The organism is Rhodospirillales bacterium (genome assembly GCA_016712595.1).
Classification (GTDB): Bacteria; Pseudomonadota; Alphaproteobacteria; order Rhodospirillales; family Defluviicoccaceae; genus Defluviicoccus.
The window spans coordinates 1,874,563-1,899,536 of record JADJQT010000001.1 but is presented as its reverse complement, the minus strand read 5'-3'; the positions used below and the strand labels follow the sequence as shown (position 1 = coordinate 1,899,536).

At 60.8% G+C, this 24,974-nt stretch carries 23 protein-coding genes; 14 read left to right on the top strand and 9 right to left on the bottom strand.

All coding sequences use genetic code 11. From position 1 onward, the window contains the following. Positions 1-15: 15 nt before the first annotated feature. The 4 genes from IPK66_08620 to IPK66_08605 form a co-directional block, all read right to left on the bottom strand. Complete coding sequence (locus tag IPK66_08620; protein MBK8175299.1) at positions 16-453, bottom strand: GNAT family N-acetyltransferase; 438 nt, start codon at positions 451-453, stop codon at positions 16-18. A gap of 138 nt (positions 454-591) precedes the next feature. Further along, positions 592-1,350, bottom strand: a complete 759-nt coding sequence (locus tag IPK66_08615) for an SDR family oxidoreductase (GenBank protein MBK8175298.1) — start codon at positions 1,348-1,350, stop codon at positions 592-594. A gap of 171 nt (positions 1,351-1,521) precedes the next feature. Further along, complete coding sequence (locus tag IPK66_08610; GenBank protein ID MBK8175297.1) at positions 1,522-2,715, bottom strand: acetyl-CoA C-acyltransferase; 1,194 nt, start codon at positions 2,713-2,715, stop codon at positions 1,522-1,524. Positions 2,716-3,018: 303 nt separating this feature from the next. Next, on the bottom strand, positions 3,019-4,005 hold the full coding sequence (locus tag IPK66_08605; GenBank protein ID MBK8175296.1) for a patatin-like phospholipase family protein: 987 nt from the start codon (positions 4,003-4,005) through the stop codon (positions 3,019-3,021). Between the two features lie 153 nt (positions 4,006-4,158). Here IPK66_08605 and IPK66_08600 point away from each other — a divergent pair, with 153 nt between their 5' ends. From IPK66_08600 to IPK66_08545, 12 genes are all read left to right on the top strand, one after another. Continuing rightward, the gene (locus tag IPK66_08600) at positions 4,159-4,848 is read left to right on the top strand and encodes an extensin family protein (GenBank protein MBK8175295.1); all 690 of its coding nucleotides are present in this window, start codon (positions 4,159-4,161) and stop codon (positions 4,846-4,848) included. A gap of 81 nt (positions 4,849-4,929) precedes the next feature. Next, a complete protein-coding gene (locus IPK66_08595; GenBank protein ID MBK8175294.1) occupies positions 4,930-5,229 on the top strand; it encodes a SemiSWEET transporter in 300 nt (99 codons plus the stop codon). 97 nt (positions 5,230-5,326) lie between these two features. Further along, positions 5,327-5,995 carry a Crp/Fnr family transcriptional regulator gene (locus tag IPK66_08590; protein MBK8175293.1) on the top strand — a complete coding sequence of 223 codons (669 nt, stop codon included), beginning with the start codon at positions 5,327-5,329 and terminating at the stop codon, positions 5,993-5,995. 96 nt (positions 5,996-6,091) lie between these two features. Next, on the top strand, positions 6,092-6,307 hold the full coding sequence (locus IPK66_08585) for a DUF2892 domain-containing protein (protein MBK8175292.1): 216 nt from the start codon (positions 6,092-6,094) through the stop codon (positions 6,305-6,307). Between the two features lie 45 nt (positions 6,308-6,352). Continuing rightward, on the top strand, positions 6,353-6,826 hold the full coding sequence (locus IPK66_08580; protein MBK8175291.1) for an MEKHLA domain-containing protein: 474 nt from the start codon (positions 6,353-6,355) through the stop codon (positions 6,824-6,826). 174 nt (positions 6,827-7,000) lie between these two features. Further along, complete coding sequence (locus tag IPK66_08575) at positions 7,001-7,345, top strand: DUF2312 domain-containing protein (GenBank protein ID MBK8175290.1); 345 nt, start codon at positions 7,001-7,003, stop codon at positions 7,343-7,345. Positions 7,346-7,560: 215 nt separating this feature from the next. Continuing rightward, on the top strand, positions 7,561-8,574 hold the full coding sequence (gene galE, locus IPK66_08570; GenBank protein ID MBK8175289.1) for a UDP-glucose 4-epimerase GalE: 1,014 nt from the start codon (positions 7,561-7,563) through the stop codon (positions 8,572-8,574). Between the two features lie 134 nt (positions 8,575-8,708). After that, positions 8,709-9,332, top strand: a complete 624-nt coding sequence (locus tag IPK66_08565; GenBank protein MBK8175288.1) for a LysE family translocator — start codon at positions 8,709-8,711, stop codon at positions 9,330-9,332. Positions 9,333-9,512: 180 nt separating this feature from the next. Then, positions 9,513-12,041 carry a glycogen/starch/alpha-glucan phosphorylase gene (locus IPK66_08560; GenBank protein ID MBK8175287.1) on the top strand — a complete coding sequence of 843 codons (2,529 nt, stop codon included), beginning with the start codon at positions 9,513-9,515 and terminating at the stop codon, positions 12,039-12,041. Positions 12,042-12,373: 332 nt separating this feature from the next. Next, on the top strand, positions 12,374-13,846 hold the full coding sequence (locus tag IPK66_08555) for a glycogen synthase (protein ID MBK8175286.1): 1,473 nt from the start codon (positions 12,374-12,376) through the stop codon (positions 13,844-13,846). A gap of 159 nt (positions 13,847-14,005) precedes the next feature. After that, complete coding sequence (locus tag IPK66_08550; protein ID MBK8175285.1) at positions 14,006-14,704, top strand: pirin family protein; 699 nt, start codon at positions 14,006-14,008, stop codon at positions 14,702-14,704. 164 nt (positions 14,705-14,868) lie between these two features. Beyond that, positions 14,869-15,411, top strand: a complete 543-nt coding sequence (locus IPK66_08545; protein MBK8175284.1) for a DUF2076 domain-containing protein — start codon at positions 14,869-14,871, stop codon at positions 15,409-15,411. A gap of 86 nt (positions 15,412-15,497) precedes the next feature. On the opposite strand, the gene IPK66_08540 is transcribed toward IPK66_08545, so the two are convergent. From IPK66_08540 to IPK66_08530, 3 genes are all read right to left on the bottom strand, one after another. Next, positions 15,498-16,853, bottom strand: a complete 1,356-nt coding sequence (locus IPK66_08540) for a glycoside hydrolase family 57 (GenBank protein MBK8175283.1) — start codon at positions 16,851-16,853, stop codon at positions 15,498-15,500. Between the two features lie 145 nt (positions 16,854-16,998). Further along, positions 16,999-17,745, bottom strand: coding sequence for a class I SAM-dependent methyltransferase (locus tag IPK66_08535; GenBank protein ID MBK8175282.1), 747 nt, complete (start codon positions 17,743-17,745; stop codon positions 16,999-17,001). Between the two features lie 139 nt (positions 17,746-17,884). Further along, on the bottom strand, positions 17,885-18,889 hold the full coding sequence (locus tag IPK66_08530) for a zinc transporter ZntB (protein ID MBK8175281.1): 1,005 nt from the start codon (positions 18,887-18,889) through the stop codon (positions 17,885-17,887). A gap of 422 nt (positions 18,890-19,311) precedes the next feature. Between IPK66_08530 and IPK66_08525 the strand changes: the two genes are divergently transcribed. Then, positions 19,312-20,451: a DUF4912 domain-containing protein gene (locus IPK66_08525; protein ID MBK8175280.1), complete on the top strand. Its 1,140-nt coding sequence runs from the start codon at positions 19,312-19,314 to the stop codon at positions 20,449-20,451. Then, entirely contained in the window at positions 20,429-22,054 is a 1,626-nt protein-coding gene (locus tag IPK66_08520) for a DUF1957 domain-containing protein (GenBank protein MBK8175279.1), read from the top strand. The genes IPK66_08525 and IPK66_08520 overlap by 23 nt, the downstream gene beginning before the upstream one ends. Here IPK66_08520 and IPK66_08515 read toward each other — a convergent pair. Together IPK66_08515 and IPK66_08510 are read right to left on the bottom strand one after the other, a co-directional pair. Further along, positions 22,045-22,956, bottom strand: a complete 912-nt coding sequence (locus IPK66_08515; protein ID MBK8175278.1) for an alpha/beta fold hydrolase — start codon at positions 22,954-22,956, stop codon at positions 22,045-22,047. The genes IPK66_08520 and IPK66_08515 overlap by 10 nt on opposite strands. Further along, on the bottom strand, positions 22,944-24,869 hold the full coding sequence (locus tag IPK66_08510; GenBank protein ID MBK8175277.1) for a DUF4105 domain-containing protein: 1,926 nt from the start codon (positions 24,867-24,869) through the stop codon (positions 22,944-22,946). Before IPK66_08510 ends, IPK66_08515 begins: the two co-directional genes overlap by 13 nt. Positions 24,870-24,974: the final 105 nt, after the last annotated feature.

The window sequence follows — 24,974 nt, the reverse complement described above, 5'->3', positions numbered from 1 at the left end:
GGGGGCTCTTTTGGCTTATGTGAAGATGAGCCGATAGCGCACGAAGCCATCCGCGCCGGCGAACTGCTCGTAAAGATGACGCGCGGGATTTTCGCCATGCGTATGCCAGTAGAGACGCGACCACCCCTTGGTGTGAGCGGTATCGATCAAGTCCTGGATCAGCCGTCGTCCGGTGCCTCTTCGGCGGTGACCCGGCGCGACGAACAGGTCTTCGAGATAGCAGATCGGATCAATCGACCAAGTCCCGGCGTGCAGGACGCTGATGCTGAAGCCAATGACGGCACCATTATCCTCCGCCAGACGCGCAAACATTGCCGATGATGGATCAAGGATTCGTCGCCACGTCTGGTTCGTCACCGCATCGGCGATCTTCACATTATAGAAGTCGGTGTAGCCTGCCCAAAGCTGGCGCCACGGCATTTCATCTGAAGCGGCGGCATCGCGAATAATCATCAGCGTTAATTTGGGAACCCAGCCTGCCGGCCCGTCCCGGTCAGTCCATGACAGGGATTCAATAGTCCATAAAAACGCCCGCTCCCCGGGTCCGGGGAGCGGGCGATCGCTATCGCTTGCTTGCAAACGGACCCGGCATCAGCCCTGCATGCGCAGGGCACCGTCGACGCGGATCACCTCGCCGTTGAGGTACGGATTATCACAGATGTGCAGCACCAGCTTCGCGTACTCTGCGGGATCGCCGAGGCGCGAGGGGAACGGCACCGCTGCACCCAGAGACTTTTGCGTTTCCTCCGGCAGTCCCGCCATCATCGGGGTTTTGAAGATACCAGGAGCAATGCAGACGACGCGCAAGCCAGACGGCGCGAACTCGCGGGCCGACGGTAGTGTCAAGCCAACGACGCCAGCCTTGGAGGATGCGTAGGCCGCCTGGCCAACCTGCCCTTCCAATGCGGCGATCGAGGCGGTATTGATGACGACGCCGCGCTCCCCATTAGCCAGCGGCTCGAGCCCGAGGATGTCGGCGGCGGCGAGACGCATGACGTTGAAGATGCCAACGAGGTTGACGGCGATCACCTTGGTGTAGAGGTCGAGGGCGTGCGGCCCCTTGCGACCGACGATCTTCGCTGGTGGCGCGATGCCGGCACACTGCACGACAATGCGCGCTACGCCGTTCGCCTCACGTGCTTTCGCGATGGCGGCTTGCGTCGACGCATCGTCGGTGACATCGCACACGCAGGCGACGCCGCCGATGTCAGCGGCGACGCGCTCTGCCGCATCCGCCACCACGTCGAACAGAGCCACCTTGACTCCGGCAGCCGCGAGCGCACGCGCCGTCGTCTCGCCCAATCCCGAACCACCGCCGGTGACGATTGCAGAAAGACCCTTGATATCCATTTTCTTTTCCCCTGTTCGTTGCCCACGGCCGCCGACGCATTTTTAGGATGCGCGCCGCCGCGGGTTGCCAAAAGCGCGCCACGTTGTCGGCGGGGTGGCCTAGCAAATTTTGCCATGCCACCCCGCTCGACAAGGAGCGACGAACTTGTCCCGCTTTTGCGGTGGATAGGTTTAGACGAGTTCGATAGCCATGGCCGTGGCTTCGCCACCACCGATGCACAGGCCCGCCACGCCCTTCTTCAGGCCATGCTTCTTCAGCGCGTGCATCAAGGTAACGACGATACGAGCTCCTGAAGCACCGATGGGATGACCCAGCGCGCAAGCGCCACCATTGATGTTGACCTTGTCGTGCGGGATGTCGATGTCGCGCATTGCCGCCATGGTCACAACGGCAAACGCCTCATTGACTTCCCAAAGATCGACGTCGGTGTTTTTCCATCCGGCCTTATCGAGCGCCTTACGCAGCGCGCCGACGGGCGCGGTGGTGAACAGATTCGGAGCCTGCGCATGGGTCGAATGCGACTGGATGATCGCGAGCGGCGTCAAGCCCTTCTTCTCCGCGGTCGAACGCCGCATCAGCACCAGCGCCGCGGCACCGTCGGAGATCGAGCTCGAGGTCGCCGCCGTCACCGTGCCGTCTTTGCGGAACGCCGGCCTCAGCGTCGGGATCTTGGCGATATTCACCTGGAACGGCGCCTGATCCTTGCCGATCACCTTATCACCCTTGCGGTCCTTGATCGTCACCGGGGCGATCTCGGCATCAAAGATGCCGTTGTTCGAAGCGTTTTGCGCGCGCGTGACCGACTCTGCCGCGAAGGCGTCCTGCGACTCACGGGTGAACTGATACATCTGCGCGCATTCTTCGGCGAAAGTGCCCATCGAGCGGCCTTCCTCGTACGCATCCTCGAGGCCGTCGTAAAACATGTGGTCCTTAAGCTGGTCGCCATGACCGAGGCGGTAACCGGTGCGGCCCTTCAGCACCAGGTAAGGCGCGTTGGTCATGCTCTCCATGCCGCCGGTGATGACAACGTCGTGCGAGCCGGCAAGGAGGTTGTCATGACCGATCATCGTCGTCTTCATCGCCGAGCCGCACATCTTCGTCAGCGTCGTGGCACCAGCGCTCCACGGCACACCAGCGAAGTGCGCGGCCTGACGCGCCGGTGCCTGCTTCAGGCCGGCCATCAGGCAGCAGCCCATCAGCACCTCGCCGACGTCTTCCGGATCGACCTTCGAACGCTCCAGCGCCGCCTTGATGGCGACACCGCCGAGCTGCGTTGCCGGCACCCCGGCGAAATCGCCCAGCATGCCGCCCATCGGCGTGCGCGCCGCGCCAACGATTACGACGGGATCAGATTGTTGCGCCATGTGACTCTCTCCTTAGCCCTGTTCTGTGTGTGTTGTTGCGCGTCCCGAAAAACGTGGCGCCACCAAGCTGTTGCCGGGTCCGGTCCACGGCCGTCGGTCCTCCCGCGCCGAAATGTGCGATCCTAAAGTCCTTGCTGCACCCGCGTTTGCCCGACCGTCAGGTCTTGCGCCGCCCAGGCCCAGGCCGCCGGGCATACTAGCCCTTGCAGCGGTTCCTGCAAGCGGTTCTGCTTCGCTTCATCCCTCGACCGTATAATGGCACACACGCGACGACGCCCGTCCGACGCACGGTCTGGAGCATGCTCACGCCCCTGCCGGTACCGCAGCGGCGAACAGTGTCCGCGCGTCGATTTGGCCGCGCTCGAAGTATCGCTTTTGCGCGCTCGCATCCTTCAAAGAGATGGTCATTGCCTCGAGATTCTGCGGTCGCAGCACATGGATCGGCTTGCGCCACCACGTCCGCCCGTCAATCTCGATCCGGTCCTTGCCCATGACCTCCAGCATCCGATTGATCAGTGCAGCCTGCGCGAAGATGCGCTTGTTCGGCAAGGTAAGCTGTAGATCGCTGACCAGTAGAAGGGTATCGATGCTGTTGAGCGGCAGGCTGAAAACGCTCGATTTGTAAAGTTTCTCCAACTCGGCATGAAAATCGTAATCGGTGAAATCGCAGGCGATGATCTCGTCAACGTCCGCATCCTGGAACAGGGTCGCCAGCGGCGTGTTGTCGAGATATCCGCCTTCGATGTGTAAATCGCCGTCGATACTGACCGCCTTGAAATAGGGGATGGTTGTAATGCCGGCGAGGAACGCATCCATGAATGTGCCCAGGCGGTCATCCGTCATCGTTGCGAGGATGTCGTTCACCTTGAAATAGCGAGCATCGCCCGTGCGAAGGTTGGTGGCGAGGATGTCCCATTTCACCTCCGAGAGCGCGGCTGCGAGGATCGCGCGCCGACGCGGATCGTCGAGCTGCAACGATTTTCGGCAACGATCCTTATCGACGGTGAAAAGATGCGAGCCCCTCGGCATCAGCGACGGCCGCAGGCCGAGAAAATTTGAGAAGATTTGGAAAATATCGGTAACGCCGAGCCGCATGGTGCGGCCGAGGACCGGTGGCAGCTCTTCGCCATCATGGTCCCAGAGCAGATAATCAAGAGCGATGTTATTGCCAGAGCTGGTCGAGGTAATGTGGGTGATGGGCACGCCCCGCCGTCTCAGCCAGACCAACGCGCCAGCGGTGTAAAAACTACGGTACCCGCCGCCCGACGCAACAAATCCATATTTGGTCATCGAACGTCATCCTTTGTCCGGGGTACGCGTGCCCGGTAATCCGTGGCGGAAGCATTGCTCCGCGAACGGATTTCCGAACGCCGACAACCGCCGACAGACAAAAGCTTAACATGCGTTCGATGCGCTTAGGTTCCCCATGACCGCGTAGCTGACATGCGTTTCATCCTATTCATCACTGGAATCGTCCTATTGGGCATCGCCGCGATCATCGTTGTCGATCGGCTGCTACCACAGGATTCGCCGTTTGGTTTGATTGACCTCGACGGCGTGGTCGGCCGCGCGACGGCCTTCAAGTTGGCACGATTACGATCCAATTCTGCTGCGTGCTACGCGGCCCTCGCCCGCGCCTCAGTACGAGTCGTGCCGCTCGCCGAGCACAGCGAGGGAGCATTTTGCGACTGGCATGACGCGGTGCGAGTTCGCTGGCCCGAGGTTCGCTTTTCCGCGCCGGTAAAGGTCACCTGCCCTCTTGCGGCCGCGTTGACCCTCTGGCAGCGCGCGATCGTTCAACCTGCAGCGGTCCGGTATCTAAAAACGCGAGTCCGCCAGATCGACCATATCGGCACGTATGCCTGCCGCCGGGTTTATGGCGGCAAGACCGGGCGAGCGAGCGAGCACGCGACAGCAAATGCCATCGATGTTACCGGCTTCCGGCTGGCAACCGGACGAAGCATCTCGGTCCTCAACGACTGGGATAGCCCTGATCCGGCAAAAGCCGCGTTTCTGCGCAAGGTTCACGATGGCGCATGCCGCATCTTTCGGGGTGTCCTCGGTCCGGACTACAATGCGGCACATCATGGCCATTTTCACCTCGACTTCGGCCCTTACGCCTTCTGCCGATGAGGAGCGCGGAAACGATCGGTGACCTTCGTGCGTTGGTCGTATTCAGATCATCCGCCCGACACGATGGAGCAGGAGGGCACCATGGAGATTTCCGCAGACGTGGCAGTGGGCACGCTGGCGGGGCTGTGTTCGACCAGCAGTTTCGTGCCGCAGGTGATCAAGTCGTGGACGGAACACGATACCCAGGCAATCTCAAAAAATATGTATCTTGTAACCGTCAGCGCCTTCTCGCTGTGGATCACCTACGGCGTACTGATCGAAAGTCTGCCGATTATCGTCTTCAACACGGCGAGTCTGGTGCTATCGGCGAGCATCCTCGCCTTGAAGCTGCGCTCGCTCCGGCGCAGGCGCGCCATTTCCCAGGGCAGCATGCGGCAGTGAGCCAGACGCGGTGCCCTCGCCATCAACAACCGCGACAGTGGCGCCTTCGCAGGAGACGTGGCAGTCTCGCTGCGAAGGCCGATATGCCCGGATAACGATGCGAAACGACGGATATCACGCGTTTCCCTGGCTGACCGCGCTGTCCGATGTTGAACGGCGTCGCATCGAATCCGTGCTTCGCCCGGTTCACTTCGCGGCCGGCGACCGACCGTTCCGCATTGGTGCGCCGTGCGAGGCCTACATCCGTATTCTCGACGGCAGCGTGCGCGTTCAGATGATCGGCGAGAATGGCCGTGAGATCGTGCTCTATCGCATTGGGGCGGGCGAGGCCTGCATTCTGACGACCGCGTGCCTGCTGTCGCGCGAGACCTACCCGGCGGACGCAGTTTGCGACACCGCCGTGACCGGCATTGCCCTGCCTTCCGCCGATTTTTTCGATCTGTTGGCTCGTTCCGAGGCTTTCCGCGATGACGTTTTCGCTACCTTCGGGCGGCGGATCGCGCGCTTGCTCACGCTGATCGAGGAGACAATTTTTCGCCGCCTGAACGTCCGCCTTGCTCAACTGCTCGCGGATCGCGCCCAGCATGATGATCAGATCGTCGTTACGCATCGGAGCCTGGCGGCCGAACTCGGCTCGTCGCGCGAGGTGGTCAGTCGCTTGCTCAAGGAATTCGAACGATACGGGTGGGTCCGCCTCGGGCGCGGCAGCATCATCGTCACCGCGCCCGAGGCATTGCGCACCTTTGCCCAAAGCCGCGAATTATGAGTTGTGAGCAAGTCACCGACGCGCCCGGGCAATCGTGCTTGCATACCTGCGGGCGCTGGCAATCACTGCTGGTGCGACGTTAAGGGAGCAAGCATCATGGGAAAGAACGTTGGATCGCTCGACCGGGCACTGCGCATCATCGCGGGGCTCGCCCTGATTGCTCTCGTGTTCATCGGCCCACAGACTCCATGGGGCTGGCTTGGGGTCATCCCACTCGCAACCGCGCTGATCGGCTGGTGTCCGGCTTATCGCCTACTCGGATTGAACACCTGCCGCGGAGCAAGCTGCCGGATTGAGCGACCGGCACCTTAGTGGCGAACACCGTGGGAGTACGCGGACGACCGTGCGATGACCGACATGTTCGAAGCGCCAAGTCCGGCCAATGGCTTTCACGCCGGGCACGTACAGTTGCTCCGCCAAACCTTGCGGCGCTGGACGGGCATCGAGTTGATCGCTGGTAACGACGCCGACGCAGGGCGCTGGCTGTTCGAAGCGCCGTTCGTTGTGCTGTCGCACGACACACAGGCCGATCCGGTATTCACCTACGGAAATCGTGCCGCACTCACTCTGTTCGAGCTGAACTGGCGGGAACTCGTGCACATGCCATCGCGGCTGTCGGCCGAACCGCTCGCCCGGCCAGAGCGCACCCGACTGCTCGATCAGGTGACCGTGAACGGCTTCATCGACGATTATGCCGGTGTGCGCGTTTCGCGCACCGGCAAACGCTTCCGCATTAGCACGGCAACCGTCTGGACCCTGATCACCGCGGCCGGCTCGACGGTGGGCCAGGCGGCTATGTTCGCCGAATGGGTGCCCTTAGCGCCACGTTGAAAGACGATCGGCAACACGTTACCGCAACCGCGAGAAAGGCCTGTCGCACGCCGCCGATGGCGTGCTATCCCCGTCGCGTGCAGGCTGCCAGACGGTAGCGCGCAGAGGCTGCGGTGGCAGGTTGTGCGTGTTCTTTGCCCTGTATCATCGAGCCCAACGACCCAGGAGATCCGCGTGACGATTGGCCACGGCAGCGCCGCCGGTGAGAAGCTCACCGCCTATTCTGAACGGATGGAGCGGCTACTCGACGAAATGGATACAATGAAAGAAGACTTGAAGCAGCTCAAAGCGGAGATCAAGAGCGATGGCTTCAATGTTCGGGCTCTGACCAAGCTGGTAACGATTCGCCGCAATAAGCGAACGGCCGAAGTCGAGGCAGAGCTTCTCAACGACCTGATGCTCTACGCCCATGCAACCGGCACGCCGCTCGATCTCGCCATGCCTGACGAGAACGAGAGTGTACCTCGGTCTAACGTTAACCGCGCCTCGCCCGCACGTGAAGATAGCGACGACGAATAACCGAAAGGGAAGATTGATGACCCCAGCCGGGCATATCGGTACGTTTTCAGGCCCGACGCTGGCAACGTCGCCACGCCCGATATCCCCGCCAGCGCCGCGCGCTCGATCCGCGGCATGCGCGCCGTCACTGAGATCCCGGCAACAGTCTGACACTGTGCAACGTCCATCCCAGGGCAATCCGCCTTCATCGCAGCAGTAGGGAGAGAACGAGCATCATGTCCCGCACCTATCTCGTCACCGGCGGCGCCGGGTATATCGGCAGCCACGTCGTCGTCGACTTGCTGGATCGCGGCCATCGCGTGATCGTCTTCGACAATCTGCAGCAGGGACACCAGGAGGCGGTCCACGCCGATGCGACCCTGATCGAAGGTGATCTCGCCGATGCCGATGCGCTGCGCGCGCTGTTCGCGCAGTACCGCTTCGACGGCATCTTGCACTTTGCCGCCAACTCGCTGGTTGGCGAATCGATGAAAAAGCCGTTCCGTTACGTCGGCGACAACGTGGTAAACGCCATCAACCTGATTCGCGCCGCCGTCGACAACGACGTCCGCCGGTTCGTTCTGTCCTCGACCTGTGCCATCTTCGGCCTGCCATCGCGCGTTCCGATCGATGAAGACGTCGAGAAGAACCCGGCGAATTCCTACGGCGAATCGAAATTGATGATCGAACGGATCCTTCGCTGGGCGGACGAGATCCACGGCTTGCACTCCGCGTCGCTGCGCTATTTCAATGCCGCAGGCTCGCATCCCGACGTACCAATCGGCGAAGATCATGCACCGGAGACCCACCTGATCCCCATCACCTTCGAGGCGGTGCTCGGCCAACGCCCTTACGTGGAGATCTTCGGTGACGATTACGCGACGCCGGACGGCACGTGCGTACGCGACTATATCCACGTTTGCGATCTGTCCGATGCTCACATTCGGGTCCTTGACGCCGTCGACGCCGGGAGCTGCCAATATAATGTTGGAATCGGCCACGGCTATTCGGTGCGCGAAGTAATCGAGTCTGTCCGACGGGTCACCGGTCACCCACTTCCACAGAAGATCGGACCACGCCGCGCCGGCGATCCGCCGACGCTCGTAGCCGCCCCCGACCGCATTCGCCGCGAACTTGGCTGGGAGCCGCGCTTTGTCGACCTTGATGAGATCGTTCGCACCGCCTGGTCGTGGCGTAAGGCTCATCCCAATGGCTTCGCGGCTGGTGCTGCGGCCAAAGCGGTAGGCTGAGGTCGCCGGGGGCATCGAACAACGCGCACGCCGGGATCGCCCTTGCCTCTCCGCTGGCGGCCACCGCCGATCCACTCCATCCGCTGTAGCGAAGGCCCATCCGGGCAGCGTGGCGGTGATGCGACGGATCACCAGTGAGCCTCGATTTGTGCATCGCGTTCGTGCTCGTCGCGGCGAGTGTCATCGCGCTGCCCGGACCGACTGTAATGCTCATCGCCGGCTTCGCGCTCTCCTCTGGTGAGCGTCCCGCCCTCCTCGCTATCGCCGGAGTCGCCCTAGGCGATATCACGGCGATCAGTCTGTCCTTCGCCGGCATGGGTGTGGTGCTTGCAACGTCCGCTACACTGTTCGCGATCCTGAAATGGGCGGGTGTTGCTTATCTCCTATGGTTGGGAATCGGCTTGTGGCGACGTCCGGCGATGGCACCCAACCCACTCGCCGCGACTCCGCGGTTACCGGTCGCGCAGATGATCGGCAAGGCCTACGCAGTGACCGCGCTGAACCCAAAAGGACTGCTGTTCTTCACCGCGTTCATGCCGCAGTTCATAAACCCCGCGACGGCAGCGTTGCCGCAAGTGATCACCCTCGCCGCAATTTATGTCAGTCTCGCGATCGTGATCCTGGCGGTCTACGTGCGTGTTTCCGGCCGGCTGCGCCGCGCGCTTGCCAAGCCTGGCCGGGTCCGGCTCGGCAACCGAGTCGCCGGTACGCTGCTGATCGTCGCGGGAGCAATTACGGCCAATCTCTCGCGCACTTAGCTTAGCGCGTTTTGTGGGTGTCTCGGCAAAAGCGCAGCGCGCGTGTCGTGTTTCGTAGACCTGTCGACGACAGCGCGGTATACGCTCTTCTTGCGAAATCCAACGAACTCGGCAACCGTCGGGACGATGCCGGCGTCGAACGCCGCCCGCACTCGTACGTCCAAAGGGGAGAGCATTGGCATGAAACTCGAGGGAAGCGCACAGCCAGCCCGCAGCGTGGGCGTTGGGCTCAAAGCGGTCGACGACAACGCGGGCATGGACGTAGAGAGCCTGATCCGCAGCTTCAATTATCACCTGGGTTATACCCTGGCGAAGGACCAGTATACAGCGACGAACCAGGATCGTTATCAGGCGCTGGCGCTGGCGGTCCGCGACCGGCTCGTTGGCCGGTGGATCCAGACGCAGCAGGCGTATCACATTCAGAACGTTAAGCGCATCTGCTACCTATCGCTCGAATTCCTCATTGGCCGAGCGATGGGCAACAACGTCATCAATCTGTTGCTGGAGGATACGTGCCGCGAGGCAATGCGCCAGCTCGGGCTCGATTGGGACGTCTTGCGCGACGTGGAGAGCGATGCCGCGCTCGGCAACGGCGGTCTCGGCCGGCTCGCCGCCTGTTTCCTTGACTCGATGGCGACGCTGCAGCTTCCGGCGCTGGGTTATGGCATTCGCTATGACTACGGGATTTTCAAGCAGCACATCGAGAATGGCTATCAGCTTGAAGATCCGGACAACTGGCTCCGCTATGGTAACCCCTGGGAGGTTGTCCACCCGGAGCTGTCCTACATCGTCAATTTCGAAGGGCGCGCCGAGCCACGCCGGGTAAACGGCGTCACCCACTGGGATTGGATCGGCACGCGGCCGATCATTGGCGTTGCCTACGATACGCCGATCGTTGGCTACGGCACGTTCAACGTTAACAATCTTCGGCTGTGGGCGGCCCGTGCCACCGATGAATTCCACTTCGGCGATTTCAGCCGCGGCTCGTATGTCGAGGCCGTCGAAGACAAGCTGATGGCGGAAAACCTCACAAAGGTGCTCTACCCGAGCGACGCCGTCTATGCTGGCCGCGAATTGCGTCTGCGTCAGCAGTACTTTTTCGTATCCTGCTCGATTCAGGACATCGTCCGGCGCTTCAAAGTCGATAACGACGACTGGATGGCGTTCCCGGACAAGGTGTTCGTACAGATGAACGACACCCACCCCGCCTTGGTCGTTCCCGAACTGATGCGGGTATTCCTCGATAAAGAGGATATCGAGTGGGAGAAGGCGTGGGAAATCACCGTCAACTCCACCGGCTACACCAACCACACCTTGCTACCCGAGGCACTGGAACGCTGGCCGGTCAGCATGTTTGAACGGCTGCTTCCTCGGCATCTGCAGATCATCTACGAAATCAACAGCCGCTTTTTGCGTAAGGTAGCGACACGCTATCCTGGCGATTTCGACCGCCTGCGGCGGATGAGCCTTGTTCAGGAAGACCCGGAGAAGTCGGTACGCATGGCCAACCTCGCGGTCGTTGGTAGCTGCTCGACAAACGGAGTTGCTGAACTGCATTCGCGTCTGCTCAAAGACGGCCTGATGCGTGATTTCGCCGAGTTCTACCCCGAACGCTTTAACAACAAGACGAACGGCGTCACGCCACGGCGATGGCTGTTGAAGGCAAACCCCCGCCTGTCCTCACTCATCCGCGAGAAAATTGGCGATGGCTGGATCAATGATCTCGATCAGCTTCGTGCGCTTGAGAAATTCGTCGGCGACGCTGCGTTCACCAAGCGTATCCGCGAGATCAAGCACGCCAACAAGGTCGCCCTCGCCGATTATATCAAGCGCGAACTCGGCCTCGTCGTCGATCCCAACTCGATGTTCCAGGCGCAGGTCAAGCGAATCCACGAGTACAAGCGCCAGTTGCTGCTGTGCCTTTATACCATCGTCCTCTACGACCGCCTCAAGTCGAAGCGCGTCACCGACATGGTCCCGGTTACATTCATTTTCGGCGGAAAGGCGGCGCCGGGTTACTACATGGCCAAGTTGATCATCAAGCTGATCCATCAGATCGGCGGCGTGATCAACCATGACCCGGATGTGGCCGATAGGATCAAGGTGGTCTTCCTACCCGACTATCGTGTGTCATTGGCCGAAAAGATCATGCCGGCCGCTGATCTCAGTGTTCAGATCTCGACCGCCGGCATGGAAGCCTCGGGCACCGGCAACATGAAGTTCCAGATCAACGGAGCCCTGACTATCGGTACGCTCGATGGCGCAAACGTCGAGATCAAAGAAGAGGTCGGTGATGACAACATCTTCATCTTTGGTCTAACGACGGAGCAGGTGGATCAGCAGCGCGGAAGCTACGACCCGCGGAGCTTCTACGATTCAGACGAGGAAATTCGCCGGGCTGTCGATCTGATCGGCAATGACTTTTTCAGCCTGACCGAACCAGGAATCTTCCGTCCGATCATCGCCAACCTCCTGGAACATGGTGACTTCTATATGAATCTCGCCGACTTGCGGAGCTTTATCGAAGCGCAAGGTCAGGTCGAGGCGCTCTATCGCGACCAGGAGCAATGGAGCAAAAAGGCAATCTACAACATTGCCCGCTCCGGAAAATTCAGCTCCGATCGCACAATTGCCGAGTACGCCAAGGAAATTTGGAACGTCAAGGCAGTGGACGTTGTGCCAGCGGCGGCGAAGGCCCGGCCATCCTAGGTGGTTCGTGCCCACTGCTGATGAAGAGAGTCGCTCGGGAGCAGGTGTTCGCCTAAAGCGGCGTCGCTCTGTTCCCGGGTCTTTGAATGGACCGCCGGTGACGCGCATCAGTCGCCGGCGGTCTTGCTCGCCATCGCGTCTGCAGCCAATCTTCGCAGTGGACTTTTGGTGCAGTGCACAATCATACTGGGCTTCGAGCGTTCGCCGATGCGATCGACGGGCGGTTTCGGGGACGACAGCACAAGCCGTGCGCGTCGGTCGGAAGCTCTGCTAGAAGAGCGTAAAGTTCGGTCCGACGTGGACCATGCAACAACGCCAACAGACGGTCTGCCATGTACATTATGATGGTATCGGCGGAGCTGGCCCCGGTGGCCAAAGTCGGAGGTCTTGCCGACGTCGTTTTTGGGCTCAGCCGAGAACTCGAGGTCCGCGGCAACGCGGTCGAGATCATCCTGCCGAAGTACGATTGTATGTGGTATGATGAGATCTGGGGATTGCACAAGATTTGGGAAAATCTGTGGGTGCCCTGGTACGGGAGCGGCGTTTCTTGTTCAATTTGGTTTGGATTCGTCCACGGTCGGAAGTGCTACTTCATCGAGCCACATAGCTCGGACAACTTCTTCCTGCGTGGATCTTTTTATGGTTTTCATGACGATCCACTCCGCTTTGCTTTCTTCTGTAAGGCGGCAATGGAGTTCATGCTTAAGGGAAACAAGCGACCGGACATCATTCATTGCCACGACTGGCAGACTGGTCTGATTCCTGTTTTGCTGTATGAAATCTATGCGCGCCTCGGGATGGATCGTCAGCGCGTCGTTTATACGATTCATAATTTCAAACACCAGGGCATCACTGGCGAGGCCGTACTTTGGGCTACAGGCCTTGGGCGTCCGGAATATTATTTTCATTACGACCGTATGCTTGATAATTTCAATCATACGGCGATCAATTTAATGAAAGCTGGTATCGTTTACTCGAATTTTGTCAATACCGTTTCTCCCCATCACTCGTGGGAGGCGCGTTTCACCGATCAGGGGTACGGGCTTGGGCAGACCCTAGCCATTCATCACTTCAAGTTCGGTGGCGTTCTCAATGGCGTCGACTACGACGTATGGAACCCGGAGATCGATCGTTTCATCCCCTCGCACTACACTGTGTGGAATGTCGAGGAAAAGTACGGCAACAAGGATGCTCTGCGTGATCGGTTGTGGTTGCGCAAGGAATATAAGCCGATCGTCGCATACGTCGGGCGCCTTGACGCGCAAAAGGGCGTCCACCTCATCCAACATGCGCTGTTTTATGCGCTTGAGCGCGGCGCGCAGTTTGTTTTGCTCGGGGCTGGCGGCGATCGCGGAATCAACAACCATTTCTGGCATATGAAGCACTACCTCAACGAGAATGCCGACTGCCACATGGAAATTGGCTTCAACGAGCAGCTCGCCCACTTGATCTACGCTGGCGCCGACATCATCGTTGTCCCCAGCCTGTTCGAGCCGTGTGGCCTCGCCCAGTTGATCGCCATGCGCTACGGCTCCATTCCGGTCGTACGTGCCGTTGGCGGGCTCGTCGATACGGTGTTCGATCGTGATCACTCGGATCGGCCGCCCGAAATGCGCAATGGCTACGTCTTCCATGACGCTGACTTTCGCGGGGTTGAATCGGCACTGAGCCGGGCCATCGGCTTGTGGTACGACTATCCCAAGGAGTTTCGCCGGCTGATTACCAACGCCATGGCGTCGGACTACTCGTGGGGACAATCTGGGGATCATTACCTCAAGATCTACGACGCGACCCGCTGCAAGTAGCGATCGTTCTGGCTGTTCGTCCCGTCCAGGAATGAGAGCGGTTTATGCAACGGCGGCGTTCCATGCCGCCGACTACTTCCGCTATCCTGCCACCCCACCTTTTGCTGATCGGACCGGCGATCGTGCCGCTGTCCGGCCATAGCGTGGAGGAACTGGACGATGGAAATCCGGCACAGTGTCGAACGTGGCGCAACGCAGCTTTCGTGGCTCGACAGCCACCACAGCTTTTCGTTCGGCGAATATCACGATTCGGCGCATATGAGCTTCGGCGCTCTGCGTGTCATCAACGAGGACGAGATCGCGCCCGGTGGAGGCTTCGCCACCCACGGCCATCGCGATATGGAGATTCTCACCTGGGTGCTTGACGGTACCCTTGCCCACCGCGACAGCCTTGGCAACGGTTCGCTTATCCGTCAGGGAGACCTGCAAAGAATGACCGCGGGAACCGGTATCCGGCACAGCGAGTTCAATGCCTCGGACGCGGAACCGGTCCACCTGCTGCAGATCTGGATCATCCCCGAAGTGGCGAGCCTCGCCCCGGGTTATGAACAGCGAGCCTTTGCCCTTGAGGATCGCATTGGGCGATTGCACCTGATCGCTTCGCGAGACGGTCGGCAAGGATCGGTCACAGTGCACCAGGACGCGGATCTTTACGTCGCCTCACTCGCTGCGGGCGGATCCGTCGCGCATTCTCTGGCCCCTGAGCGGCGGGCCTGGCTGCAGGTTGCACGCGGAACCATCCGCGTCAATGGCGCCGCGCTAATCGCTGGCGACGGCGCCGCGTTTGAGCATTCCCGCGACATCGGGATCGTGGCTGACGACGGCCCTGCTGAGATTCTGCTATTTGACCTGGCCTAACACTCTGGCCATGACGGCTTGGTCGTGACGTCGAGGGGTGCGCGATTCGCAAGACCCGATCACTGGCGTCATCCAGGCTGCCATCGACCGGGCTTATATTTGCGCCGTGTTCGGTCGGCGCTATATCAGAAAGCAATGGAAACATCTCGGAGGCATGTGGCTCCATGGACACGTCCGAAAAGCAGGTAATCGACGAGCTTTTTGCCAAGGTACGTAAGGCGGAGGACCAGTCAGCCCCGCGCGACATCGATGCGGAGTCGCGCATTCGCGAGCATCTCGACCGCCAGCCTGCGGCACCCTACTACATGGCGCAGGCCATCCTCGTTCAGGAACAGGCGCTGGCGGCCTCCCAGGCGCGCATTCAAACATTGGAAACACAGCTGAGCGAGCGCTCGAGTGGCGGCGGATTCCTGGGCGCCTTATTCGGTGGTGGAACGAGCAAGGCCTCCCCCTCGCCCGCCGCACCGCGAGGTATCGATCCGCGCGTTTCGGACGCCATGAACCCGCATGTGCCGCGAGGCGGTGGCGGGTTTCTCGCCGGCGCCATGCAAACCGCTCTCGGCGTCGCGGGTGGCGTCCTGCTCGGTAATGCCGTAGCACACATGTTTGCCGAGCCCGCCGCTGCGGATGAACCACCGGCCCACGACAATCCTCCAGAAGACGACAGCTCTCTGGAAGACGACTTCAGCTTCGATGATGACTTCTGAGCCTGCGATCTTCGCCAGATATCCTGATTTTTACCCAACCGATGCGGCAGCGCAGCGCACATTAGCGCTGCCGATGACCTGAACGCTCACCCAGCCGCCGCCAATTTCGCCGCTCCTGACAGGTCTGTCACTAGGCTCGAATCATCGAGTGTTGCCATTGCTTGCGCGTCATTCAGGCCAGCCTCCGCCATAGGTGCTTCGGTTGCCGGCGCGAGCGTATCAGCATCCGCGTCTGGAATAGCCGTCGGTACGGGCTCGGGTTCGGGCCCAAGCACGGCTCGCGCTTCGCCGAGGTGCCAGTCAACGATGTCAAGATCCTTGTGCGTTTTCCACACCCAGGCCTCGCCCCAGTAAATGTTGCAACTCGTCTCGGCGCGCAACAGCCGCCAATGCGCCTCGTCGAGAACACGTGAAAGTTCGCCGTGGCGTCTATCATGCGCACGTGCCGCGAGGTGATGATACGCTTGCGAAACCGAATGAACGCGAGCCAGCGCGTCCCGCTGTACCTGGCTGCCTTGCCACTGGTGAAAGTCCCAGCCATGGTGCGTGTCAGTGTTCCAGGCACCCCGACGCACGGTAACCCGGCCGTGCGCGCCAAAGCGATCGAGATAGGTATCGATGTGGGTCGGGCGCATCGGTGAGTTGCCGGCGCGAATCTCGTTTAGTGCCGTCTGGTAAAAATAATGCCAGAAATTGGCGAGCGGATTGACGTTGCGGAACCAACCACCGTTATCGCCGTCGGACGCGGTGGTCACCAGTGGTGGGAAATCACACCAGCGTGTGCGGGCCACGAGTTCGTTAATGAACCAGCCATATTCCATGCCGGAGAGCTGAGCGTTGGAGAGATCACGATCGCGGACGACGATAACGATCTCCGCCCCCTCGTATTCCGCGATATGCGGCCGGTAGCGTACCTCCTGCCAGCTCATCGAATCGATGGGATCGACATACTCGGAATCGACCATCACATAGCGGTAGCCGGCCTTCTTCAGGTGAGGAATCAGCTTCATATCGAAGCCCATCTCCGGGGGCCAGAACCCGGAAAAATTCGGGCGCCAGAAGATGTGGCGGGCAAGCCCTTGCCAGCGCGCAATCTGCTCATCCCAGTCGGCTTGCGGGATCAACGCCAGTACGGGATGGTAATAACCGGTGCCCAAGATCTCGAAAATTTTGGTGTTCTGCAAAGACCAGAGCAGCGTGCCGCAGTCTACCGTATCGTAAACCCTGCGCTGGAATTCGGGGTGCGAAAGCGTTTCGAGAAGCGAACCCGACATCGACAAGTGGACACGAGCAAGATCTTCGTAAGCCCACAACGACCGCGGCATCCTGTCGAGCGCGAACAGGATCTCCTTAACTTCCCAGTCGTTCTGTTCGATCAGATCGTCAAGATTGCTCGGCGGCTGGTGCAGATTAAGCACCAAAGCATGATAGATTTCGGACATGGTGCGGAATTTCCTCCCAACCCCGTTCTTGTTGTATCAGCAGCTTGTCCTTAAGGCTTAGCGCGCGACAGACGCTGACGCAACCCGTGCCGAACCTGCATCGATCGTGTGCCAAATACGCCGGTTCGGAGAGCCCCTCTCGTACTCAGACGGGGACGCGTTTTTCAACGATGACCTGATGGTAGCAGTCAACGACGCGGAATTGCCCGGCGATAAGATCGAGGAAGCAGTTCACCGCCGGGAGCGGCCGGTCATAGACGTCGGGTGGTTGCCAGAAATAGTCGTCAAAGATCAGCAGCCCATTTTCTTCCAGCAGCCGCCAGGCCATCACCGCATCGGTCATCACGTCAAGCGTGTGATGAGAGCCATCCACGTAGATCACATCGAAGCGCTCTCCCGACTCGATCATCTCCGGCAGCACGCGCTGTGATACGTCCTTGATCTTGCGCACCGTAAGGTCGCCCAAAAACTGAGCGACGTTATGATCGAAGTTCGCTTCGATGTGCACTCCCCGTTCCTCGCCTACGGTTTCGTGGCCGAAGAACGGATCAATGCAGACGAGGTTCGGGCAACGGCCGAACTTCCGCAGGTATGCGCCGAACCAGACAGTCGACAAGCCCTCGTAAACGCCGATTTCGAGGTATCGCTCAAACGGGCGGCACATGCCACGAAGCGCCGGATAGAGATGTGCGATGTTGGGAGAAAACCAGTCAGCGGAAAATTGGCCGGTACTGGTCACCTCGGTGCGGATAAACGCTTCGGATAACTCTTCTGGAACGCACCCCCGACCGTTGCGACCAAATGCCTTATGCAAATGGCCGAACAGCAGAGAAGAAAGCAGCGATGGATGGGCGGATACATATTTACGGCACACAGCTATCGCATCGATCACAGCATTGCTCCGTCGAGCGGATCGCGACGACGGCGCACATCCACCGCACATCATCGTGACCGATACCTACGGAGGGACGATCCCTCCCCTTTGAGGTATATCTAACATAAAATCGTTCGCTGATATCTGGGCTGCGCGTTTACAGCCATCCGATCCGGCGCAGAATGAAGGCCTGCGCCGTGAGCAGGACGATCATCAATGCCGTCAACTCCCAGAAGGCGAGCGGGCTTTGTTGCCCTGGTATTCCGCCGACGTTCATGCCGAGCAAGCCAGCGACGAGGCTTGGCGGCAGCAGCAGGGCGGCGAGTGCAGTTAGGCGGTTTGACGTGAGCGAGATTTTTTCAGAGATCTGCGCCGCCAGTTCCTCGTGCAGGATCGTCGCGCGATCGCGGAGCGCGTCGAGGTCTTCGAGAAAACGAATGAGGCTGTCGATGCAACAGCGCAGGCGCAGCCGGTCATGCTTGTCGAGAATCCCGCTGTCCTCAGTCTGCAGCCGGATGAGCGCCTCGCGTTGCGGGCCGAGATAGCGACGGAGGTGAACGGCACGACGACGCATATCGGCAAGCGAGCGGCGCAATTCGCTCGAAGCGCCGCTGATGACCTCTTCCTCGAGTTGCTCGACGTCGTCATCCATCGTCTCGACGTCGGGCGCAACATCGCGGACGATTTTCTCGCAAATCTGCACCAGGAGGCCGCCCGGTCGGCGCGGTCCCCTTCCGGTAAGCAGTGCGACGCGGATGTCACGCAACGCGCTCAGCGCGTGGTCCTTGTCACGCAGGGTGATCGCTCGCCGTTCGTCAATCCAGATGTGAATGGGGACCAGTTCAACCTCGTTCTTCTCCGCGAAGTTAACGCCGCGCAGAACCAGCAGCAGGTCTCCGTCAAACGATCTGATCGTCGGGCGCGATTCATCGTTGAGCAGGGCATCAATCACCAGCGATTCCAGCCCACTTTCCTCGCGCAGCCACAGCTCTGCTTCGGGTGTATCGCGCTCGAGGTGAATCCATAAGAACCCCTGGCTCGGCTGCCATGTCTTCGCATGGCGCCAGTCGATTTCGGTGCAACTTCCACGCCCATCAAGAACGCAAGCGAACCGTAGCCCCGGTTCCACTCCCGCATGCAAGGAGAAATGTTGATCCGTCATAACGACCTTCCCATCGCCAACCCCGCCCTACCTGTCCAGACTCTCTCGGCGTCCCGCAAGGAACAAAATATGCCGCGCCGGGTTTTCTTCCGAAGATGCACAGAATTCTGCCGCGATCGCCAAACGAAAGCCACGCACGAGCATTCAGGTGGAACCCGCCTTGCGTAGGCAGAGCGCCCGACCGTTCTGCACCAGACATTGCTCGCGGTATCCGTTCCGGTGTATTTGCTGGAATACCGGCATCGTGCTCGCGGGAGGGCCTGCTGTCGCCGAGAAGTCCGAAAGTCGACACTCGACAGAGGAAAAAAACGTTGAATGCGGACGCGAATCAATATCTCGAAGCACTTGCGAAGCTCAACCCCAGGTCTCAACCAACTGCGATAGCGCAAGAAAAAACCGGCGGTCCAAGGGCACCGGAGGCATTGAGACAGGTTGCCGAAGACGTCCGCAGTGCGTTCCCGCGTTGGTCGAGCGATCCCGAACTCGTGCTGATCGACGTGGATCCGCATCACATTCATGCGTTCTGGTCGCTCCCCGCCGAAGCTGTCGAGGCCGCGCGGCACACGCTTGGCGCGACTGGGAGCCACGCGCCGATGGTGCTGCGCGTCTCCACAGTTGCGGATACCCTTGAGCTTGGTTCGTCTTTTGATGTCGAGGTTGTCGGCCTGCACGGCCGTTGCTACGTCGACGTCTGGGAGACAGCACGCGAATACCGGAGCGCCCTGGGCCTGCGCCAGCCCGACGGTCAGCTCTTAACGCTGATCGCCTCCGATACGGTACGATTACCGGCACTCGGTCCGGCACAGGACACGGCGACGCCCGCCGCGGCAACGCCGCAACATAAGGTGGAGCCGCCAACAGCGGTGGCCCCACCAGGCCCGCTGTCCGACGAGCCAGTTCGCCACCCCATTCCCCTGCCCCCGAGCGAGCCTCAAGACGACGAAGCCGCGGGTAAGGCTACCAGTGCGCCAATGGGACCGACGTCGCCGTCCCACCCATCCGAACCATCGACTCCCGCAGGCGAAGCGTTAGGCATCGTAGCAATGCCCCGGCCCGGACTTGATATGGCTGACGCGTTGCCGGATCCGGTCCGCCATCCGTTTCCCCTGCCGCCGATGGAGTCCGGAGAATACGATCCATCGCCGCTGATCGGCGGATTCCTACCCGCCGAGCTCATCGCCGAGCCCACTTCTCCCCATCCGGAGTCGACGCCGCCGCAAGCGGCCGCGCCCGAGGGGCCTGCTGCATTCGATCCGGGGGCGAACACACCCGAGGTGGCGCCGGCCGTAGATTTTCCGCAAACAGACGCTCCGGCGGCTCTGCCGTTGGAAAACGTGCTCACCTTGTCGAGCTTCGCGCTTGGGCGCGAGACGGTGGCGTTCGAGATCAACGCCGAGGTGCACATCTTCGGCCGGGTTCGACCAGGAACGCGGCTACAGCTGTCCGGACGCGACGTTCCGCTTCGTCCGGACGGAACGTTTTCGATTTCGCGGCCGCTGCCAAACGGAGCGCTGTTATTATCGTCGCTGCTCGTTGACGATGCGGATCGTCCGGCCGAATAGGAGGTCCCTTACGTTGGCGCGCGGTTATTTCTGCCTGGTTTTACATGCCCACCTGCCGTTCGTTCGCCATCCCGAGTACGACAGTTTCCTCGAAGAGACGTGGCTGTTCGAGGCGATCATCGATACATACGTACCGCTGTTGCGCGTATTCGACACACTCGTCGACGATGGCGTGCCCTTTCGGATTACCCTGTCGATCTCCCCTCCCCTCATTGCCATGCTGCGTGATCCGTTTCTCCAAGACCGCTTCCTCGCGCACCTCGGAAAGATGGAACAGCTGGGTGATCGTGAGATCCTGCGCAATCATGGAGATCCCCGCGTCCTCGACGTCGCCCGAATGTATCGAGGCCTGCTATACGAGACCCGACAATATTACGTCGAGCACTGCAAATGCGACCTGATCGCCGCGTTTCGCCGCCTGCAGGACGCGGGCGTGCTGGAAATCGCGACGGCAGGGGCCACGCACGGGTTTCTGCCAATCCTCAAAACCCAGCCGTGCGCCGTACGCACGCAGCTCCAGGTTGCCGCCGATGCATACCGATCTGCGTTTGGCCACGACGTGCCCGGATTCTGGCTTCCCGAGTGCGGCTATTATCCGGGATTGGAAGAGCATGTCGCCGCGGTCGGCGGCCGATTTTTCTTCGTCGAGACGCACGCCATCATGAACGCGGTCACCCGCCCTCACTACGGCTATCTGGCACCGCTCGACTGCGGCAATGCCGTTTACGCCTTTGGTCGCGATCCGGCCTCGTCCCGGCTGGTATGGAGCTCCGACGAAGGGTATCCAGGCGATCCCTTCTATCGCGACTTCTACCGCGATATTGGTTTCGACCTCGATTTCGAATACATCCGCCCTTTCATCCTCGACGGCAGCACACGCGTCTTCACCGGTTTCAAGTACCATCGGATCACCGGCCGCAGTGATCACAAGGAAGTTTACCAACCGGCCGCAGCGCGCGAACGCGCTGACGTGCACGCCTCAGACTTTCTTGCCCGCCAAATCCAGATGATCGATCGTTGCGCGCCGCACATGGTGCGCCCACCGATAATCACCGCGCTGTTTGACGCCGAATTGTTTGGCCATTGGTGGTTCGAGGGGCCGCAATGGCTGAACTTTTTCATCCGCAAGTTGGCCTACGATCAAAAGTCCGTGGCTTTGGCAACGCCGTCCGACTACCTCAACCGCCATCCGGGCACCCAGGTCGCGACGCCATCGGCGTCAAGCTGGGGAGATCAAGGCTATAGCTCATTCTGGCTCAATCCAGGCAACGACTGGATCTATCGTCATCTGCACGACGCTGCCGGCCGCATGCAGGCGATCGCCCGCGCCAAGCGCGACAGCGCAGCTCGCGGCTCGATCGAAGAACGCACCCTCAATCAGGCAGCACGATCGTTGCTGCTGGCACAGTCGTCTGACTGGGCGTTCATCATGAAAACCGGCACCAACGTCGACTACGCGTACGGTCGCATCCGCGATCATATCGCTCGCTTCCACGTTCTTGCTGATACCATCGAGAGCGGGAGCGTTGACCCCAATCAACTCGCCGCGCTCGAAGCGATGGATACGATCTTCCCCGATATCGATTTTCGACTCTATGCGTGAGGTGCAGGACCGGCGGCGTCCAGCCCACGGCACGCCGCCGCATCCGGCTCCGCCGCGAACGCACATCGCATCAGATAGGTAAGCAGCCGGTGCTGCATCGCCGATGCACGAAAGGCGGCGATATGCCCTCCTGAAGCCAGCCACAGTGCCTTCGGTTCGCCCGCCGCGGCGAAAAGGGCCTCGCCGTTCGCAGGCGCGATGATTGGATCGTCCGCGCCCTCAATGATTAGGACCGGCGTCGGGGCTATTTCTCCGATCGCCTCGCGCGGCCGATAGCGATTATCTATGGTCAGAGACAGCGGCCATTGCAACGGCCATGTCAGCCACGAGCGGGCAAGTACCTCACGGGCGATACTCCGATAACCGGCAAAGGCTCCCTCGACGATGAGCGCCCGTACGCGGTGGCGCTGGGGCGAGCGGGCAAGCGCTGTGATCGCCAATGCCCCGCCCAGGCTCTGGCCGAATACGGCGACGCCGGACGGCGATGCCTCCGGTTGATCGAAGGCCGCCTCCAGCGCCGCTTCGGCGTCGCGGTGCAGGCCGTCTAGATCGGGGGTGCCGGCTGACAGGCCATAGCCACGGTAGTCAAACAACAGGACAGCGAAGCCCGCAGCCGGCAGCCAAGCAACGCTGGCGATGTGTGTCGAGATGTTCTCGGCGTTACCATGCAAGAATAGCAGTAAACCGCGACTCGGCCCCGACGTGGTAAGCAGCCAACCATGCAGGCGCATGCCGTCGTCCGCATCGAACCACAGATCGCGATAGGTCAGACCGATGTCAGCCGGGGTAAGCACCTGCGTACGCATCGGCTGAAAGAACACGCCGGTACAAGCGGCAACGAGCAGCGGCGCCGACAGCGGTAGTGCACGCAGGCGGCGCACCAACATGCTCAAAAATACCAATCGAGCATCGTCGAGATTTCCGGATAGGTGGCATCGCCGTCGTTACGTGCCGAAACGGCGATGCGTAGCGCGGTATCGCGTGCGAGTGCAAAACCTTGCTCCAATGATGCTTCGAACGCCTCCGCGGCGCCACCTTCGACGACGAGCATTCCGCGCGCCTCGGGGCGTACCGTCCACCCGGGTGCAGGCGACCACAAAAGCCCCATCGCCGGCCCGATGGAGAAGATCCTCCCATGCGGCCAGTACCCGTCGGCAAGCAGTGCGGTATCGGCGAAGGCATAGACGCGCGCGGTATCCGACAGCGACCAACTGGGACCAGCACCACCCCCGGCCGCCCCGACGAGATCGCCGGCGCGCGCGGCATGGTCTCGCCAACGGTCCACACCGAAGCGAACGCGCCAGGAGAGCGCCTGGAAGAGCGTGTCGCGGGGCGTGATCGATTCGATGCCGATTAACGTGGCGCTTTCGAGCATCGGCACCGGACTCTCGTACCAGCGTAGGTGGATGTCGAGAAAATCGATTGCCGCTCCCACCACGTAGCCGCCGGCCGGATCGAGCAGGTCGTGGTAAGCGGGGCGAAGGGCGACTTCGGCAAAAGGCTGGTTTCCGGTTGCACCGCCGCCAGCAGCTAGGCGGGCTGAATGGTGCCCTTCGTCGGGGCGTACCGGTGGCGTCGGGGCTTGCTCTTCCGGCGGAATTCCCTGGATCGCGGACCGGGCACGCAGAAGCGCCATAGCCCGCGGCGCCATCTCCGGGCGCTCGGTTGCGCCGGTCTCGATTTGGTACTGAAGGTAGGCTTGGGCGACCTCAATCACCCGCGCGCGGCGCTGGGGAGTAAGTGCCTGCAGAGCCGCGTCATCCGGCACCGACGAGCCGTCGATCAGCGCCGCCGTGATGCGCCGCTCGGTGGTATCAAGCTGGCTCCACCGGTGGGCAATATCGGTTCGCTGTGCCGGTCGGAACGTCGCTTGACGCAGCAACCCTGTGCCTTCGACGACGGCCCGCACCGTATCAACCGGTATCGCATAGACGGGAAAGCGCTCGATCACTCGCAGGTCAGGACGGGCGACATTCAGCAAGGATAACAGAACAAAAGAACAATTCGTCGAGAAAAAATAGTAGCTGATCGGCTGCAGATTGACCTCCCACAGGCTATAAAGCATCATTCGCTGCCCATCAGAGGAAATATTGAGCATATATTCCCAAATGTCACGGTTCTCAATATCGCTGTACTGTGTCACTTTCTCGTAATATGGCAACGTTGCGAAATATCCTTGGTAGCCACCTGCGAGTCCCTTAAGTGCGAACAGAGCACCGGTCTCGCCGTGATGGTCAGCGGCGAAGTGTGCCGTATGCCCGGTCAAGGCTCCTTTGCGTCGTTCGGGCGGTGGATCGAAGCGAATGAGCGTGTGTCCGAACATCGACGACGGGTTGTTGAGGTAGGCGGCGGGAAAGATCAAAGAAACCTCGCCGGGATCGATGCGCGCCAACCATGCCGCAAGCTTGGGGCACGGCTGCTCCGGCAGGCGTGCAGAATCGAATCCAAGACGCGTGCGCAACCATCGGTAACGCGCTGGTTTGGAGCATTGCGGGTGAGAGTCGATATCGCCGGTGTGGGCGGGCTCCGCGAACGCGGCAAGGCTGGCTTCCAGCTCGGAGGCCGGATCCGACCTGCCACCTTTAGCGAGAAAAAAACCGGGATTATCGATCAGGCTGTCAACACCACTGCCGAACAGGTCGGGGACATAAAAGCCGAGGGCGAGCCACTGCGGATCGGATGCCAACCGCTCGGAGCGGGCTCGACCAATGAGTTCGGCGAGGTAATCATCGCTGCGAACGGCCCGCGCCGTCGTCAACGTTGCGAGCACCGCCGCCAAGGCGATCAGACATGCGCGCACAGTAGCCGCCGCCACGGCCAAGGCGCCCCGGCGGGTACGTAGAGTGAACGGTCTGTAAACGTGGCGATCGCTGCTTGCGCAGCACGCCACGCACACGGACACGGCCGAAACCACTGGCCG